This is a genomic window from Serratia myotis, from assembly GCF_027474885.1.
GTDB classification, from domain to species: Bacteria; Pseudomonadota; Gammaproteobacteria; order Enterobacterales; family Enterobacteriaceae; genus Serratia; species Serratia proteamaculans.
The window spans coordinates 1,538,526-1,554,092 of the sequence record NZ_CP099707.1; the positions used below are offsets into that span (position 1 = coordinate 1,538,526).

A 15,567-nucleotide genomic window follows, 5' to 3' on the forward strand; every position below is an offset into this window, starting at 1 on the left:
GTTCTCCCGGCAGGCCGCCTAACGGCGGGTGAGCCATTGATGAAATACACGGGTCACGATTGGCATCCAGAGGAACACCACCAGGGCAACCACGGTGGCGTCATTAAGAAAATGGCCGGTCAGCGTGCCGTTCAATTGCGGCAACAGCTTGCCCCAAAACCAGGGCACCAGATTGGTGGAAGGGAAGATCACCAACAGGGTGATCAAAAACTGTTTCCACTTGGCGGGCTGACGGGTAGTGGCACTCGGTGGCGTAAACCAGAATTCTGCACCGGGCCGAATTTCAATGCGGTCGCTCTCCAACAGCAGTGGCGAAACTTCCGCGATATAGCTTTTGCGCAGCGGCGAGTTAATCCACAGATAGAGATTGTCGAGGTTGTCAAAACGCACCAAAACGGTGTAGGCCTGCTCGTTACCGGTAGGGCGGATCACGTTAACGCCGAGGTGACCGGGAAAGTTGGCGGCCTCGGGCATAATGCGTTTTAGCCAGGCCTCGTAGGCCGGCTCCTGTCCCGGAGCCAAACGGTGTGTGATGACTAACGTGACATGCTGCGGGTGAGCCATAGCGATCCACTCCAGAAAAACCCCGGCGCATGGCCGGGGTGAAGGTTTATTTTGCCACGCGTGCTGGAGCGTGATGCACCATGGTGTAAGCGTAGTCAACACCCATGCCGTAAGCGCCGCTGTGTTCGCGCACCAGCGCCATGACTGCGTCGTAAGTCTCTTTGCGCGCCCAGTCACGTTGGTATTCCAACAACACCTGCTGCCAGGTCACTGGGATGGCACCGGCCTGCACCATGCGATCGATCGAACGCTCATGGGCATCGACCGAGGTGCCGCCGGAGGTATCGGTGACTACGTAAACTTCATAGCCGGCCTCGAGCGCCATCAGCGCCGGGAAGGTCAGACAGACTTCGGTCCACAGGGCGGAAATTACCAGTTTTTTGCGACCGGTGGCTTCCACCGCTTTCACAAAGGCGGCGTCTTCCCAGGAGTTCATCGAGGTACGTTCAATCGGGGTGATTTCAGGGTGAACCGCCAGCAGCTCCGGCCAGATGTAGCCGCTGAAACTCTCAGTTTCCACCGAGGTAAAAAGGGTAGGAACATTAAAAATCTTGCCGGCCTTGGCCAAACCGACCACGTTGTTTTTCAGTTGCTGGCGATCAATATTAGCCACGCCAAAAGCCATTTGTGGCTGGTGGTCGATGAAAATCAGTGCGGAATTATCTTTATCAAGTAATTGAAATTTAGACATGATTTACCTTCCCAGTGATACTTCGGTTTAACAGATGATGAATGTCATCTCGATAAAACGCATGGTAGGCAGGGGCAGATTTCAAAGATAGCGCAGAATTTTTGCCGTCTTGTTGAGTTTTTTTATACACGGAGGGGGAGCGGTGAGATTAAACCTGGAAGCGTTACTGATTTTGGATGCGCTCGACCGGCATGGTTCCTTTGCCGCGGCGGCGGCGGTGCTGTTCAAAACGCCGTCGGCGTTGAGCTATATGGTGCAGAAACTGGAGAACGATCTCGACATCACGCTGCTTGATCGTTCCGGCCATCGGGCGAAATTCACCGATACCGGCAAGCTGATGTTGGAAAAAGGTCGGTCGATATTACGTGCGGCGCAGGATCTGGAGCAGCAGGCGCGCTATGTGGAAAACGGTTGGGAAAGTGAAATTACGCTCGGCATCGATGCTTCATTTCCGTTTGAGCGCTTGCTGCCGCTGATTGAAGAGTTCTATCAACAGCATCACCATACCCGCCTGCGTTTTGGTCATGAGGTGCTGGCCGGATCCTGGGAGTCACTGGTCTATGGCTGTGCGGATATTATTATTGGTGCGATCTGTGAACCCCCGTCGCGGGTAGGCTATGCTTTTAGTCAGTTGGGGCGGCTGGACTACGTGTTTGCCGTGGCTCCGCAGCACCCGCTGGCCACGCTGGCGGAACCCATACCAAAGGACGAAATTCGCCAGCACCGTGCGGTAGTGGTACGTGATACCTCACGGGTGAATGCGCCGCAGAATCTGAACATCCTCGAGGAACAAGACACCTTGACGGTATTTGGTTTCGACGCCAAGTTACAGGCGCAACTCAGCGGTTTGGGCTGTGGCTATCTGCCGCGATATTTGGCCGAACCCTACCTGAAAAGCGGCCAGCTGGTAGCGAAAAGCGTTGAATCCGAACGCTGCAGCGACGTCGCTTATTTTGGCTGGCGAGAAAATGCCACCGGTCTGGCAGCAAAATGGTGGCGTGAGCGATTACAACAGTTAGCCGATGCCGGGGGCGTCTACCCGGAGCACTGATTTGACACCTTCGGGTGATAATACAAGGATGCAGAGAGATGAAAACAGGGATGTGGTTATTGGCGATGTTACTGGCCGGCTGTAGCGCCGGCAGCGGGAACCCTACTGCGGACGGCAGGTTGGAGAACCGGGTGGCTTCAGCCCAGCCGACGAAACCGCAGCGTAGCAATTACCCGGAAAGAATGCGCCAGGCCATCACGCAGGAAATGCAGTTGCCCGGTAAATATAAATCCAAAAGCTGTGCGATCAGCATTCATCTGTTACCCGACGGCTCGCTGAAAGATTTTAAAGTGCTGGAGGGCGATGCCGAGCTTTGTGCGGCGGCAAGCCAGGCAGTACAACGCGCCAAACTGCCGAAAATGGCCAATGAGACCGAGTACGCGTTATTCCACAGCGTAGTGCTGGATTTTGTCCCCTGAAATAGCTGATTTTTAACTTTGCTTTGCCGCTTTCGTTATTTTGAGCGCCCCTGCCGCTCGCTGATACTGAGCAAAATCTCTTACAGCGAGCCTGCGCATGTCCTCAGCCAAAAGCCACAGCCACTATTTGCATCCTGCCCAACGTCAATGGATCCGGCAGCTTAACCAGCGTTGGTCCTGGCGGCTGGAACTGCCGACCTGGGGCATTATGGCGGCGGTTTACGGCGGCTGGTTTGGCGTGGTGCAGTACTGGCAGGCACTGGGGCCGTGGCTTGGTACGCCGTTGCTGATCCTGCTGGCCACCTGGTATATGTCGCTGCAGCACGAGCTGATCCACGGCCATCCGACCCGCTGGCCACGGCTGAATCAGTTATTCGGTCTGCTGCCGTTGGCGGTGTGGTATCCCTACGGCCTGTATCGCGATTCGCATCTTCAGCACCACCGTAATGAACATCTGACCGATCCGCATGAAGATCCCGAAAGCTATTACTTCAGCCAGGCGCAATGGCAGCGTTTTCCGCGGTTGTACCCGCTGTTGGCAAAGGTGCGCAATACGCTGAGTGGTCGCATGTTGTTGGGCCCGGCGCTGGATATTATCGCTACCGGGGTGAATGCGCTGAAAGCGATCGCCGCCGGTGACTTGCGCACTCTGGCGATGTGGCTGGTGCATTTACTGTTGCTGGTGGGAGTAATGAACTGGTTGCAACTGCACGGCATTGGCACGGTGTTTTACCTGCTGGCGATCGGTTATCCGGCGTTGGCGCTGACCAAGGTAAGATCGTTTTTTGAGCACCGCGCCGTTGAAGCTCCGCAGGCACGTTCTATTATTAATGAGGCGGCCTGGCCGTGGCGGCTGCTGTTTCTTAATCTGAACTATCATTTAGTTCACCATGATCTCCCCGGCTTACCGTGGTACGGTTTACGGCAGGTGTATCTGGCCGAGCGTGATGAATATCAACAGCGCAGCCAGGGATTTGTGGTGCAAGGCTATGGCCAGTGGGTGAGTGAATACGCATTTACCCCGGTCGCCGTTGAGGTTCATCCGTTTAATGCCGGCGAGTCGCCAAGGGAAATTGAGGGCGAAAATGAAGTCTGGCCGGCGGAGACATTTATTGTGCGATGGAAGCGCGCTTCACAGGATTTTCCAATCGATCTGGCCAAATAGCCGGAAAATACACAACAAGAGGAAAAAGTATGGCAATCACCCCATCACGTGGTCGCGCTCTGGCTCTGGCGCTGAGTTTGCTTGCCGCGAGCGTCGGCGTGGCGCAGGCCGCCGACACGGTGCGCGTTGGTTCTAAAATCGATACCGAAGGCTCGTTGCTCGGCAACATTATCGTGCAGGTGCTGGAGTCCAACGGCATCAAAACCACCAATAAATTACAGCTCGGTACCACCAAGGTACTGCGCGGGGCGATCACCTCCGGCGAAATTGACGTCTACCCGGAATACACCGGCAACGGCGCATTTTTCTTCTCTGATGAAAAAGACCCGGCGTGGAAAAACGCCCAGGCCGGTTTTGAAAAGGTGAAGAAGCTGGATTACGACAAGAACAAAATTGTCTGGCTGGATGCGGCTCCGGCCAACAACACCTGGACCATCGCCATCCGTCAGGATGTGGCAGACGCCAATCACCTGAAAACGCTGGCCGATCTGGGCAAGTGGATCAACGGCGGTGGTAAGTTCAAGCTGGCGGCCTCGGCGGAGTTTATCGAACGTCCGGATGCCCTGCCTGCGTTCCAGAACGCTTACGGCTTTAAGCTGAATCAGGACCAGTTGTTGTCGTTGGCCGGCGGTGACACGGCGGTGACCATCAAGGCGGCGGCGGAACAAACCTCCGGTGTTAACGCGGCGATGGCCTACGGTACCGACGGCCCGGTAGCGGCGCTGGGGTTGATAACGCTGGAAGATCCAAAAGGGGTGCAACCGATTTACGCACCGGCACCGATTATCCGCGAGGCAACGCTGAAACAGCATGCCAACATCGCCGAACTGTTGAAGCCGGTGTTTGCAACACTTGACGGCCCAACGCTGCAAAAACTCAATGCGCAGATTGCGGTAGAAGGTCAGGACGCCAAACAGGTGGCGGCTACCTACCTGAAAGAGAAAGGGTTGGTTAAGGGGTAACACCATTGGCCCCCGCTTGGGGGCCAACATGGAGCTGGAGAGTTTCTTTGATTATTGCCGTAAAAAACCGCGTACTACTGACGCTACTCATTCTGTTGCTGCTGGCCGCTTTTGGCCTGCCGTTTCTCAGCTATGCCCCCAATCGCCTGCTGTCTGGCAAGAGCATTTCCCTGATTTCCCTGCTGCACGGCCCGGCGCTGTGGTTGCTGGTACCCATGGTGATTTTGGCGGGGCTCAGCCTGCTGGCACCCGGCAGACGCAATGCGGTGTTTACTGCACTGGCGGCTTCGGCGCTACTGGCTTTGACCTTCTGGTTGAGTGGGCACGCGGCTCAACAGCTGGCGCTGGAAGGCTCTAAACTGGCGCGGACTTCCTGGGGCAGCGGTTGCTGGTTGATCCTGGCGCTGAGCTTGCTGATGGCCGCCGACGCCATGGCCCGCATTACCGCCTCACATTTGTGGCGCATGCTCGGCAACCTGCTGGTGATACTGCCTGCGTTGGCGCTGCTATTTAGCCACCAGTTGGATCAGCTTTCGCTGCTGAAAGAGTACTACAACCGGCAGGACGTCTTCGACGCCGCGCTGTTGCAGCACCTGACCATCCTGCTGGCAACGCTGGTGCCGGCGCTGCTGATTGGCATTCCGCTCGGGGTGCTGTGTTTTCGCTCTACGCGCTGGCAAACGCCGATATTTTCTACCTTGAACATTATCCAGACCGTGCCGTCGATTGCGCTGTTCGGCTTGCTGATCGCGCCATTGGCCGGTCTGGCGGCGGCGCTGCCCTGGCTGGCGGAACACGGCGTCAGCGGTATTGGCATGGCACCGGCAATTGTGGCGCTGGTGCTGTATGCGCTGCTGCCGCTGGTGCGCAGCGTGGTGGCCGGGTTGCAGAGCGTGCCGGCCAGCGTGATCGAATCTGCCAGCGGCATGGGGCTGACGCGTGGGCAGATATTCTTTCGCGTACAGTTGCCGCTGGCATTGCCGTTGTTCCTGACCGGCGTGCGCATTTTGGCGGTACAAACCGTTGGCATGGCGGTGGTGGCGGCGCTGATTGGTGCCGGAGGTTTTGGTGCCATCGTCTTCCAGGGCCTGCTCAGCAGCGCGCTGGATCTGGTACTGCTGGGAGTGATCCCGGTGATCGTGATGGCGGTAATCGTCGATTCGCTGTTTAAATTTATGGTTTCAATGTTGGATGTATCACGCCGATGATTCAGTTTAATCAGGTCAGCAAGATTTTTCAGGGCAAGCCAGCGGTGGACGATCTGACGCTGCGGATTGCCAAGGGTGAATTTGCCGTACTGATCGGCACCTCGGGCTCCGGGAAGTCCACGACGTTAAAAATGATCAACCGACTGATCGAACACGATCAGGGCAAGATTTACTTTGCCGACGAAGAGATCCAGAAATTCAAACCGCAGGATCTGCGCCGTCGTATGGGCTACGCCATTCAGTCGATCGGCCTGTTCCCACACTGGACGGTGGAAGAAAATATCGCCACCGTGCCGCAACTGCTGAAGTGGCCGCGCGCGCGCATTCGCGATCGGGTGACCGAATTGCTGGAGCTGTTGCACCTGGAGCCGGATCTGTTCCGCCACCGCTATCCACACCAGCTTTCTGGCGGGCAGCAGCAGCGGGTTGGGGTGGCGCGTGCGTTGGCCGCTGACCCTGAAGTGCTGCTGATGGACGAGCCTTTTGGCGCACTGGATCCGGTGACCCGCGCGGCGCTGCAAACGGAGATTGCGCGCATCCATCATCTCTCCGGACGCACCATTGTGCTGGTGACGCACGATATCGATGAGGCTCTGGCGCTGGCGGACCGTATCGTGTTGCTTGATCAGGGCCGCATTGTGCAGCAAGGCACGCCGCTGGAGTTATTGACCGCACCGGCTAACGATTTTGTGCGTGATTTCTTTGGCCGTAGCGATCGCGGTATCAAGCTGCTGTCGCTGGAAACGGTGGCACAACGGGTGCGTCCTGGCCATGTGGCAGGGGAGCCTATTGCCGCCGCCATGAGCCTGCGCGAAGCGCTGTCGGTGTTTGTGGCACGCGGTAGCGAATGTTTGCCGGTGATAGGCGAGCAGGGGGAAGCGCTTGGCGTGCTGCATTTCAGCGATCTGATTGTCCAAAAGGCGTTGTCATGAGTGGGTCTCAGGCCCTGCGCTGGCTGCGCGATCCACTGCCCTGGACCTTTGCCCTGTTGCTGGCACTGGTGTTTGGCATGAATCATTTACACGGCCTGTTTGCCGCCTGGTTCCCCGATCTGGACCGGCCGGTGTATCAGCAGGACAGTTTTATCTCACTGGTATGGGCGCATCTGCTGCTGGTGGCCGTCTCCAGCCTGATCGCCGTGGTGATTGGGGTGGCAGCCGGGGTTGGCGTGACGCGCCGCGCGGGTAAAGAGTTCCGCTCGCTGGTGGAAACCCTGGTGGCGGTCGGCCAGACTTTTCCACCGGTGGCGGTACTGGCAGTGGCGGTGCCGGTGATGGGCTTTAGCGAGCAGCCGGCGATCATCGCGCTGGTGCTGTACGGTTTACTGCCGATCTTGCAGGGCACCTTAGCGGGTATTGAGTCAGTGCCTGCGGCGACCCGTGAAGTTGCGCAGGGGGTAGGGATGAGCCCCCGGCAGATCCTGTGGCGTGTTGAATTGCCGCTGGCAGCCCCGGTGATCGTGGCCGGAATCCGTACCTCGGTGATCATTAATATCGGTACGGCGGCAATCGCCTCTACCGTCGGCACCAAAACGCTGGGCTCGCCAATCATTATTGGCCTGAGCGGCTTTAATACCGCCTATGTGATCCAGGGCGCGGTGGTGGTTGCCCTGTTGGCGATCATCACCGATATGCTGTTTGAGCGCTGGGTGCGTCGTCTCACTGCCTGGCGTCAGCAGACGCTGGTGACTTCTTCTTCTGCGGGGTAAGGGAAAAAATGCAGGTATCTTTGCCGATGTACGGCGTGACTCATCAACCGGCCGCAGCCTTCTGGCAGGTGCTGCGTGGCAAATTGCTGCAACTGGGGTTGCCGCAAGCGCCCGAATTGCTTAGTTGGCCGCAGGATCTGGCGCAGCATTGGCAGCGGGATGACTTATTGCTCAGTCAAACCTGTGGCTATCCGTTGGCCGTCAGCCTGCCGCAGGTTCAGTTGATTGGTACCTATCACTACCGCGTTGAGGGTTGTGAAGGGCCGGAATACAGCAGTTGGCTGATGGTACGCGATGATGAAACCGGTGAACGGCTGGAAGATTTTCGCGGCCGGGTTGCGGCCTATAACAGTACCGACTCGCAGTCAGGCCATAACAGCCTGCGGTCGTTGATAGCCCCCCTGGCTCATGACGGAAAGTTCTTCAGTTCCGCTATTGCCTCTGGGGCACATTATCAGTCGATAAAACTGATCCAGAATCGGCAGGCGGATATCGCCGCCGTCGACTGCGTCAGCCTTGAACTGTTGAAGCGGGCGCAGCCGCAGGCATTGGCGGGACTAAAAATTATTGGGCGAACCGCCACCGTTCCGGGGCTGCCACTGATCACTTCGGCACAAACCCCGCCGGAACAGCTGGAGATCTTGCGCGCCGGGGCCAGGGCGATGCTGGGCGAAGCGGTAAGTGACAGCCTGTTGATCGGTGATTTCAGTCTGGTGCCACGTTCGGCATACCAAAAAATCGCCGGGCTGGAACAACAGGCCGCCGCGTTTGGCGTGACGGCGCTGTAATTTTACAGCAGCCCGCCGCCGTCAATATCGATCACGCTGCCGGTGATAAAGCCGTTTTCCATCGCCAGCAGATAGCCCGCTGCCACCTCCGCCGCCAGACCGACACGCCCAACCGGCAACCCAGCGCCGGTTTTGGCAAACATCGCCTGACGCTGCTCGGCGCTCAGGGCGTCGTAGGCTTCAGTGGCCGTGACACCGGGGCTCACCACGTTGACCCGTCGCGGTGCCAACTCTTTCGCCAACTGCTTGCCAATCGCCTCCAATGCCGCATTGATGCCAGTTTTAATCAACTGGCCGCTGAGGTATTTCCGCGATAGCTGACCGGAGGTCAGGGTGATGGAGCCCCGTGGCGACAGGCTGGGCAATGCAGCCTTAATGGCACGCAGTGCGCCCCACAGTTTGACGTCGAAGTTGGCCTGCGCCTCGTCAAAATCGGTTTCTGCCAACAGCCTGGCCTGCACTGCCGGGCCGGCGGTGAACACCAGATGATCGAACTCGCCGATTTCGGCAAACAGCGCGCGCAGTGAGTTTTCATCGGTCACGTCTGCCTGCATCACCCGCAGGTTGCCGCCGCCGTCGGCAGGTTGGTATTGCTGCATGCTGCCGACGCGGCGTGAAGCCAACACCACATTGGCCCCGCGTTCTATCGCGGCATAAGCCACTGCCGCACCAATGCCGCTGTTACCGCCAAGGATCACCAGCTTTTGCCGGTTCAGGGAAGAAGAAGGACTAATCATGATAACGCCTCAATTACTGTGAGTTTCGGTGTTATCTATCATTCCTTATTGAAAATCCGCGAACAATTGGTCTAAATGGCAAACACTTGTTAAATATTTTTAATAATAAACACCTGTTCAGGCCGCACTAAAACGGGCATTCAATTTTTGATCAACGATGATCTCGAAGTCGGTAAACAGGGCATTGGGTTTGACTGTTCGGCCGTATTTTTCGAGCGTAACCAGACCGTGGCCGCTCAGTGTTTTCAGCGTGGTAGAAAGGTTGCTTATTTGCCGGCCGGAGAGCTCAGCCAACCGGCTTAGGGTTTCTGGTTTTTCAGTATCAATCAGCCGTAGCAAGGCAATATTTTCATTGCTGAGTACCTGGGCCAAGGCAATCATTGAGGTGAACCAGACCTGCGGTTCACTTTCTTGCGGTTCATACTCACCCTTTGCAATCGCCAGTATCCGTTTGCGGATCAACTCTTCAGGCATTACGCCAATCAGTGCTTTCATCTTCAACCTCGGTTCTCTCTCTTGCTTATGACTTCATCGATTTTAGTGAAGAAATCTTCCACCAACTGAAATGCGGAATGAAACTCATAGGGAGAGCCTTTATCCGTAGGAGTCTGGTGTTGGTGGTCGTAAAGTATCCGGCCCGAAAATTTCCCTTTTCGAGGCGCTTTAATAGCATGGGCATTGTCGATGCCAAACACCCGGGTGTTGTATTTATCATGTAACGTCATGTTGTAGCGTATGCCATGGGGAATGAATGCTGTTTTGGTCACCTTCCATGCCTCTATTTTCCACCAGTATCCATCTTCACGGCTGACCCGGGTGCCATGAAGGCTAAGGATGTAGTCCAGTCCCTTGTTTTCATCCATGCTTAATGCTCCATAAGGTTATGATCTGACCATAACTAATGGTTGCTTTGTGGTCAATGTTATTTCATGGCGGTACGTTATTGGCACGGTAAGATAGGGTTATATTTCAGAATTTATTTAGACGCAGGAAGACCCATGACATCCTTTATCGACCTTGAAGTGTTTGTCCGTACGGTGGAAGGCGGCAGTTTTTCAGCGGCGGCGCGCGCGTTGGATATCACGCCGGCGGCGGCCAGTATTGCGATCAAAAGGCTGGAACAACGGTTGGGGGTTCGGTTGTTGGTGCGTTCCACCCGCAGCCTGCGCCTGACGGAAGAAGGGCAGCGCTATCTCGACAGTGCCCGGCTGGCATTGGGGGCGCTGGCGGAGGGTGAGCAGGCGATACGTGAGAAACATCAGGGGCTGTCCGGCGTATTGCAGATTTCCGCCCCTTCGGATTTTGGCCGCAATCTGTTGTTGGGCTGGCTCGATGAATTCAAACGGCAACACCCGCATATCCAACTGCAATTACTGATTAACGACCGTCATGCCGATTTGTTTCGCGAACCGGTGGACATTGCTTTGCGCTTCGGGCAACTGGCGGACTCTTCGTTGGTGGCGCTGCCGATCCTGTCGCAGCACCGCCGTTTGATCTGCGCCAGTCCGGCTTATCTGCAACAGCATGGCGTGCCGCAAACACCGGCCGATCTGGCTCAGCACAGCATTCTGATTTACCAACCCAGTGGGCGCAGGCAGGCGGAATGGCGTTTTTGGCGAGGCGATGAATTGACGGAGGTGCCGCTGACCGGCCGTTATTTTACCGATGACGGCGAGGTAGCACGACGCTGGGCGTTGGCGGGGCACGGGATTGTCCGTAAATCAGCCATTGATGTGGTGGCGGATATCCAGGCCGGACGGCTGCTGGCATTGTTGCCGGAGTGGCATAGCGACACGGTGCCCATCAGCCTGGTTTGTCCGCACCGTTCGCAGGTGTCGGAGCGCGTCAGGCTGTTGCAGCGCTTTTTACAGCAGCGCTGTCAGGACTGGATGGCGCATCACTTGCTCTGAATGCCTTCCGCCGGTGTAGCGCTGGCAGCGGCTTCGCTGGAGGTGGTGGTTTCTTCGCTTGGCGTGGTGGAGCGGGTGTACATATTCAGCCCGGCCAGGAATACGCCGCCGAGTGAACCAAAGGCACACAGAAAGATAACGATAATGAACGATTTTTTCAGCATTGGGATGATTTCGCAGGTTGCCCGGAACAGCGGGAATTATAGTCTCTTCAACGGACGAAACAAGAATCGTTTTTATACCCGTCGTCTTTCAAGCTGCAGCGTTGTTACCTGCACTCACTCACCCCAGTTACTTACTTAAGTAAGCGCCTGGGGATGAGTGAGCTGGGCGCCTAGCTGCAACTCGAAAGCCATAGGGTATAAACACCTGCTATTTCGGTTGCTGCTCCACGTTTTTTACACGGCTGGTCGGGCGCGCAAACAGGAACTTGCCCAGCGTGACCAGCACTACCGCCGCGACGATAATCACCAGCGCTGCCCATTCGCGCGGTGCCAACGACTCGCCGGCAAAGCCGATACCGAGCAGCACCGCCACCACCGGATTGACGTAGGCATAGCTGGTTGCCACCGCCGGGCGCACGTTTTTCAGTAAAAACATATAGGCGCTGATCGCCAGCATCGAACCGAACACAATCAGATAACCGAGCGCGAAGAAGCCTTTGGCGGTGGGCATCTGCGTCAGACGCTCGCCGCTAAGCTGGCTAACGACCAGTAGAACCACACCGGCGACCAGCATTTCCGCTGCCCCAGCCATCGGTCCGGCCGGCAGCGAAATACGCGAGCCCAGCACGGAACCAAAGGCCCAACTGGCAGAAGCCAGCAGGATCAGCAGCGCGCCTGTGGGGTTGCCAACCAGATTATTACCGGTATTCAACAGCACGATCCCCACCAGGCCCAGCCCGATACCCGCCCATTCCAGCTTGGTATTGCGCATGCCCCACAGCAGGCTGAAGCACAGGGTGAATAGCGGCACCGTCGCCACCATTACGGCGGCAATGCCGGAAGGCACGTTCTGATGCTCTGCCACGGTCACCAGGCCATTACCTACTGCCAGCAGCAGAATACCGATGGTTCCGGCAGCCAGCCACTGCTTTGCCGTGGGCAATGCATGGCCGCGCAGCGCCAAAAAGCTGAACAGCACAATGCCGGCGACCAGGAAGCGGATACCGGCCATCATCAGCGGCGGCCAGCTCTCGACGCCCAGACGAATAACGAAGTAGGTCGAACCCCAGACAATATATAACGTGAACAGCGCCCCGATTAACGGCAGGACGTTACGGCTACTTTGGCTCAGCATGGATTTTAATTCTGCAGGGAAGGTTATTATTAGAGGGCTCAGTAAACCCGATCGGACAGAGGATAAGCAACGCTTTTCAGTACTTTTTTAAGCAGGCAACGGGCTGGCGAGCCGGTGATGATCCACCGGATGACGCCAGCCTGCAGGATGCCTTGCGGCGGGGGTCGGTTACAGCAATGAAATACGGTAGGCGCAACGGCGTGCCCCCGCCAGGATATGTTCGGAGCGTTCAACCTGCGCCTGCAACACCTCGGTGAATATGCTCAGTTCTGCCCGACAGAATCCCTGACAAACGGTGGCGGCGGCGCAAATAGGGCAGTGGTTCTCTACCAGCAGAAAAGAGCCATCTTCCTGTACGCGTGATTCGGCCATGTAGCCTTCGCGACAACGGATCGCCGTCAGGCGCTCGACGCGCTCCTGTAAATCGGTGGCGCCGACCATCGCCTGTTTGTAGTTAATGCGCGTTTCCTGCTCGCGGGTGTCGATCAACAATTCGATCGCCTGTTCACCCAGCTTGTCGCGCACGGTGCGCAGCAGCTGTACCGTCAGTTCGGAATGAGTATCCGGAAAACGGGCATTGCCTGCGGCAGTCAGGTGCCACAGTTGTACCGGGCGACCGACGCCACGGGTCTCTGCTACGGCTTCAACCAACCCATCTTTTGCCAGCTTGACGAACTGCTGGCGCGCGGCCTCGCCGGTGGTGCCAAGGACTTTGCCTGCATCAGACGCTTGCTGTGGGCCGCGGGTTTTTAATAGTGTCAGCAAACGGTCACTGACCGATTGTGCGGGACCACCGCTATTTTCCAAGTTTATTCTTGACATATTTCTCCGCCTCACCCTACTCTTATTCCAAGATAATTCTTGTTAAATTTAACGCAGTATCACTATTAACTCAATGCCATTCCTCTGAAAACAGGACGACAACCGTGATAACCAACGATGATAGCCGCTGGGCCGATCTTTTTTCCGGCAAAAATGGTGCCAGTGCGATCGCGCTCTCACTCGGTGTAGCGCTGCATGCAATCAATATTCTGGTCGCTACCACCATTTTGCCCTCGGTGGTGCAGGATATAGGCGGTCTGGATCTGTATGCCTGGAACACCACGCTGTTTGTGGTGGCGTCGATTCTGGGGTCGGCATTATCGGCACGCTTGCTCAGTAGCTATGGGGCTCGCAGTGCCTACGTGGTGGCATCACTGTTCTTTATCGCCGGGGCGATGCTGTGTGCGTTGGCACCGTCGATGCCAGTAATGTTAATCGGCCGAACCGTGCAGGGCTTCGGCGGCGGGCTGATTTTCGCGCTTTCATACGCGATGATCAATCTGGTGTTTGAGCAAAAGCTATGGCCGCGGGCGATGGCACTGATTTCGGCGATGTGGGGCATCGCGACCCTGGTGGGGCCGGCGGTGGGCGGCATCTTTGCCGAATTGAACGCCTGGCGCTGGGCCTTTGGCATCCTGCTGCCGGTGATGGTGTTGTACGCCGGGTTTACCTTCCTGATCCTGCCGAAAGGCAAGCCGCAGCAACAGGCGGCACCGCTGCCGGTGGCCCAGCTGTTGTTGCTGGCAACGGCGGTTCTGGTGGTTTCTGCCGGCAGCCTGGCGGACAGCGCGTGGATTAATTTAGGGGGGATTGCGTTGGCGGTGCTGATGATGGCCTGGCTGATACAGCGTGAAGCGCACTCCCGTGCCCGCCTGCTGCCGAAGGGGGCCTTACGCCGTGGGTCACCTCTGGCCTCGCTGTATATCACCGTCTCTTTGCTGGTGGTGGGTATGACCAGCGAAATTTTTGTGCCTTATTTCCTGCAAACACTGCACGGCCAGTCACCGCTGATTTCCGGCTATATTGCGGCCACCATGGCGGCGGGGTGGACGTTATCGGAGATCCTCAGTTCCGGTTGGCGCAGCGCAGGCATCCGCCGGGCGATCATCAGTGGACCGCTGTTTGTGTTGGTGGGGCTGTTAGCACTGGGCGTACTGATGCCAATACCATCCGGCGGGCACTGGGCGGGGCTGACGCCGATTGTGATTGCCCTGACGCTGGTGGGGTTTGGTATTGGCTTCGGTTGGCCGCACCTGTTGACGCGGATCCTGCAAGTCTCGCCTGAGGTGGATAAGGATATTGCCGGGGCGTCGATCACCACGGTACAACTGTTTGCGACCGCCTTTGGTGCTGCCCTGGCCGGGATGATTGCTAATCTGGCGGGGCTGAACGTACCGGGTGGATCGGCGGGGGCGGCCTCCGCGGCGCGCTGGTTGTTCCTGTTGTTCGCACTGGCACCGCTGCTGGCGGTGTTCAGCGCCTGGCGCTGTGCGGCGATCGCACCGCCGGTTGTTGAAGGCGAGCAGCGGGTACCAGATCCGTCGGTGTTATCGTCGTAGGAACGAAAGACCTCTCAACGAATTTTACTACCGGTTAAAAATCTGATTGACGAATCCCGTATTTGAGATTATTTCTCTTATATGGGATTTTTTTTGCATCAGAGACTAAAACATGGATAACGAATTGGAGAGCGCCGATCTCCGGCTGGCGCAACGGTTGTCTGATTTACGTCAGCAGCAGGGTTGGTCGCTGGAAGAGTTGGCGCAGCAAACCGGTATCAGCCGGGCGACGTTGTCGCGAGTCGAACGCACTGAAACCAGCCCGACCGCCTCACTGCTAAACAAGCTGTGCTCGGCTTATGGGCTGACCATGTCGCGGCTGCTGAGTGAGGTCGAGGACGAGCCGCCGGAGCTGCTGCATCGTGAACAGCAAACGGTGTGGGTTGATCGCACCAGCGGTTTTCATCGTCGTTCGGTCTCACCGCCTGCCGCCTTGTATAAGGCCGAGTTTATTGAATGCACCCTCGAGGCCGGGGCGGAGATTGCCTATGACGCGCCTTCGGTACATGCGCTTGAGCACCATCTGTGGCTGCTGGCAGGCCGGCTCGAACTGACGCTGGAGGCACGAACCTTCCAGCTTGAGCCGGGTGACTGCCTGCGTTATCGGCTGTTCGGCGCTTCAAAATTTCATGCCCCCGGCCCCGAGCCGGCCCACTATACCCTCGTTATCAGCAGGCCTTAATC

19 protein-coding genes are annotated in these 15,567 nt (G+C 57.1%); 11 read left to right on the forward strand and 8 right to left on the reverse strand.

Annotated features, from left to right (window positions below; translation table 11 throughout):
* Positions 1 to 18: 18 nt before the first annotated feature.
* Positions 19 to 564: an antibiotic biosynthesis monooxygenase gene (locus tag NHG65_RS07225; RefSeq protein ID WP_085115821.1), complete on the reverse strand. Its 546-nt coding sequence runs from the start codon at positions 562 to 564 to the stop codon at positions 19 to 21.
* Between the two features lie 46 nt (positions 565 to 610).
* On the reverse strand, positions 611 to 1,255 hold the full coding sequence (locus tag NHG65_RS07230; protein ID WP_037422649.1) for a hydrolase: 645 nt from the start codon (positions 1,253 to 1,255) through the stop codon (positions 611 to 613).
* Between the two features lie 142 nt (positions 1,256 to 1,397).
* Here NHG65_RS07230 and NHG65_RS07235 point away from each other — a divergent pair, with 142 nt between their 5' ends.
* The 8 genes from NHG65_RS07235 to NHG65_RS07270 all read left to right on the forward strand — a co-directional run bounded on the left by NHG65_RS07235 (position 1,398) and on the right by NHG65_RS07270 (position 8,556).
* A complete protein-coding gene (locus tag NHG65_RS07235) occupies positions 1,398 to 2,306 on the forward strand; it encodes a LysR family transcriptional regulator (protein ID WP_207975852.1) in 909 nt (302 codons plus the stop codon).
* 38 nt (positions 2,307 to 2,344) lie between these two features.
* Positions 2,345 to 2,725 (forward strand): cell envelope integrity TolA C-terminal domain-containing protein, encoded by a 381-nt coding sequence (locus NHG65_RS07240; protein ID WP_099064016.1) that lies wholly within the window; start codon positions 2,345 to 2,347, stop codon positions 2,723 to 2,725.
* 97 nt (positions 2,726 to 2,822) lie between these two features.
* Positions 2,823 to 3,890, forward strand: coding sequence for a fatty acid desaturase (locus NHG65_RS07245; RefSeq protein WP_207975849.1), 1,068 nt, complete (start codon positions 2,823 to 2,825; stop codon positions 3,888 to 3,890).
* Between the two features lie 29 nt (positions 3,891 to 3,919).
* Positions 3,920 to 4,852 (forward strand): glycine betaine ABC transporter substrate-binding protein OsmF, encoded by a 933-nt coding sequence (gene osmF, locus NHG65_RS07250; protein WP_085115826.1) that lies wholly within the window; start codon positions 3,920 to 3,922, stop codon positions 4,850 to 4,852.
* 47 nt (positions 4,853 to 4,899) lie between these two features.
* A complete protein-coding gene (locus tag NHG65_RS07255; RefSeq protein WP_499183106.1) occupies positions 4,900 to 6,060 on the forward strand; it encodes an ABC transporter permease in 1,161 nt (386 codons plus the stop codon).
* Positions 6,057 to 6,992 carry an ABC transporter ATP-binding protein gene (locus tag NHG65_RS07260; protein ID WP_085115828.1) on the forward strand — a complete coding sequence of 312 codons (936 nt, stop codon included), beginning with the start codon at positions 6,057 to 6,059 and terminating at the stop codon, positions 6,990 to 6,992. Before NHG65_RS07255 ends, NHG65_RS07260 begins: the two co-directional genes overlap by 4 nt.
* Entirely contained in the window at positions 6,989 to 7,768 is a 780-nt protein-coding gene (locus NHG65_RS07265; protein WP_272931546.1) for an ABC transporter permease, read from the forward strand. Before NHG65_RS07260 ends, NHG65_RS07265 begins: the two co-directional genes overlap by 4 nt.
* Positions 7,769 to 7,776: 8 nt before the next feature.
* On the forward strand, positions 7,777 to 8,556 hold the full coding sequence (locus tag NHG65_RS07270; RefSeq protein WP_499183107.1) for a phosphate/phosphite/phosphonate ABC transporter substrate-binding protein: 780 nt from the start codon (positions 7,777 to 7,779) through the stop codon (positions 8,554 to 8,556).
* 2 nt (positions 8,557 to 8,558) lie between these two features.
* Here the strand turns inward: NHG65_RS07270 and NHG65_RS07275 are convergent, their stop codons facing one another.
* From NHG65_RS07275 to NHG65_RS07285, 3 genes are all read right to left on the reverse strand, one after another.
* The gene (locus tag NHG65_RS07275) at positions 8,559 to 9,293 is read right to left on the reverse strand and encodes an SDR family oxidoreductase (protein WP_099064021.1); all 735 of its coding nucleotides are present in this window, start codon (positions 9,291 to 9,293) and stop codon (positions 8,559 to 8,561) included.
* Between the two features lie 117 nt (positions 9,294 to 9,410).
* Positions 9,411 to 9,767 (reverse strand): HVO_A0114 family putative DNA-binding protein, encoded by a 357-nt coding sequence (locus NHG65_RS07280; protein WP_499183108.1) that lies wholly within the window; start codon positions 9,765 to 9,767, stop codon positions 9,411 to 9,413.
* Positions 9,768 to 9,790: 23 nt separating this feature from the next.
* Entirely contained in the window at positions 9,791 to 10,156 is a 366-nt protein-coding gene (locus NHG65_RS07285) for a toxin-antitoxin system TumE family protein (RefSeq protein WP_499183109.1), read from the reverse strand.
* 135 nt (positions 10,157 to 10,291) lie between these two features.
* Here NHG65_RS07285 and NHG65_RS07290 point away from each other — a divergent pair, with 135 nt between their 5' ends.
* The gene (locus tag NHG65_RS07290) at positions 10,292 to 11,203 is read left to right on the forward strand and encodes a LysR family transcriptional regulator (RefSeq protein ID WP_219015704.1); all 912 of its coding nucleotides are present in this window, start codon (positions 10,292 to 10,294) and stop codon (positions 11,201 to 11,203) included.
* On the opposite strand, the gene NHG65_RS07295 is transcribed toward NHG65_RS07290, so the two are convergent.
* The 3 genes from NHG65_RS07295 to NHG65_RS07305 all read right to left on the reverse strand — a co-directional run bounded on the left by NHG65_RS07295 (position 11,191) and on the right by NHG65_RS07305 (position 13,324).
* Positions 11,191 to 11,367: a YohO family small membrane protein gene (locus NHG65_RS07295; RefSeq protein WP_170924999.1), complete on the reverse strand. Its 177-nt coding sequence runs from the start codon at positions 11,365 to 11,367 to the stop codon at positions 11,191 to 11,193. The genes NHG65_RS07290 and NHG65_RS07295 overlap by 13 nt on opposite strands.
* 208 nt (positions 11,368 to 11,575) lie before the next feature.
* Complete coding sequence (yedA, locus tag NHG65_RS07300; RefSeq protein ID WP_261427088.1) at positions 11,576 to 12,502, reverse strand: drug/metabolite exporter YedA; 927 nt, start codon at positions 12,500 to 12,502, stop codon at positions 11,576 to 11,578.
* Positions 12,503 to 12,670: 168 nt separating this feature from the next.
* Complete coding sequence (locus NHG65_RS07305) at positions 12,671 to 13,324, reverse strand: helix-turn-helix transcriptional regulator (protein ID WP_112348186.1); 654 nt, start codon at positions 13,322 to 13,324, stop codon at positions 12,671 to 12,673.
* 104 nt (positions 13,325 to 13,428) lie between these two features.
* Between NHG65_RS07305 and NHG65_RS07310 the strand changes: the two genes are divergently transcribed.
* A complete protein-coding gene (locus NHG65_RS07310; RefSeq protein WP_499183110.1) occupies positions 13,429 to 14,883 on the forward strand; it encodes an MFS transporter in 1,455 nt (484 codons plus the stop codon).
* A gap of 112 nt (positions 14,884 to 14,995) precedes the next feature.
* Positions 14,996 to 15,565, forward strand: a complete 570-nt coding sequence (locus NHG65_RS07315; RefSeq protein WP_099064026.1) for a helix-turn-helix domain-containing protein — start codon at positions 14,996 to 14,998, stop codon at positions 15,563 to 15,565.
* Positions 15,566 to 15,567: the final 2 nt, after the last annotated feature.

What these genes read in the sequence shown, in the direction of transcription:
- NHG65_RS07225 (WP_085115821.1), bottom strand. Translation starts at nt 564, where the DNA reads ATGGCTCACCCGCAGCATGTCACGTTAGTCATCACACACCGTTTGGCT.
- NHG65_RS07230 (WP_037422649.1), bottom strand. Translation starts at nt 1,255, where the DNA reads ATGTCTAAATTTCAATTACTTGATAAAGATAATTCCGCACTGATTTTC.
- NHG65_RS07240 (WP_099064016.1), top strand. Translation starts at nt 2,345, where the DNA reads ATGAAAACAGGGATGTGGTTATTGGCGATGTTACTGGCCGGCTGTAGC.
- NHG65_RS07245 (WP_207975849.1), top strand. Translation starts at nt 2,823, where the DNA reads ATGTCCTCAGCCAAAAGCCACAGCCACTATTTGCATCCTGCCCAACGT.
- osmF (WP_085115826.1), top strand. Translation starts at nt 3,920, where the DNA reads ATGGCAATCACCCCATCACGTGGTCGCGCTCTGGCTCTGGCGCTGAGT.
- NHG65_RS07260 (WP_085115828.1), top strand. Translation starts at nt 6,057, where the DNA reads ATGATTCAGTTTAATCAGGTCAGCAAGATTTTTCAGGGCAAGCCAGCG.
- NHG65_RS07265 (WP_272931546.1), top strand. Translation starts at nt 6,989, where the DNA reads ATGAGTGGGTCTCAGGCCCTGCGCTGGCTGCGCGATCCACTGCCCTGG.
- NHG65_RS07270 (WP_499183107.1), top strand. Translation starts at nt 7,777, where the DNA reads ATGCAGGTATCTTTGCCGATGTACGGCGTGACTCATCAACCGGCCGCA.
- NHG65_RS07275 (WP_099064021.1), bottom strand. Translation starts at nt 9,293, where the DNA reads ATGATTAGTCCTTCTTCTTCCCTGAACCGGCAAAAGCTGGTGATCCTT.
- NHG65_RS07280 (WP_499183108.1), bottom strand. Translation starts at nt 9,767, where the DNA reads ATGCCTGAAGAGTTGATCCGCAAACGGATACTGGCGATTGCAAAGGGT.
- NHG65_RS07285 (WP_499183109.1), bottom strand. Translation starts at nt 10,156, where the DNA reads ATGGATGAAAACAAGGGACTGGACTACATCCTTAGCCTTCATGGCACC.
- NHG65_RS07290 (WP_219015704.1), top strand. Translation starts at nt 10,292, where the DNA reads ATGACATCCTTTATCGACCTTGAAGTGTTTGTCCGTACGGTGGAAGGC.
- NHG65_RS07295 (WP_170924999.1), bottom strand. Translation starts at nt 11,367, where the DNA reads ATGCTGAAAAAATCGTTCATTATCGTTATCTTTCTGTGTGCCTTTGGT.
- yedA (WP_261427088.1), bottom strand. Translation starts at nt 12,502, where the DNA reads ATGCTGAGCCAAAGTAGCCGTAACGTCCTGCCGTTAATCGGGGCGCTG.
- NHG65_RS07305 (WP_112348186.1), bottom strand. Translation starts at nt 13,324, where the DNA reads ATGTCAAGAATAAACTTGGAAAATAGCGGTGGTCCCGCACAATCGGTC.
- NHG65_RS07315 (WP_099064026.1), top strand. Translation starts at nt 14,996, where the DNA reads ATGGATAACGAATTGGAGAGCGCCGATCTCCGGCTGGCGCAACGGTTG.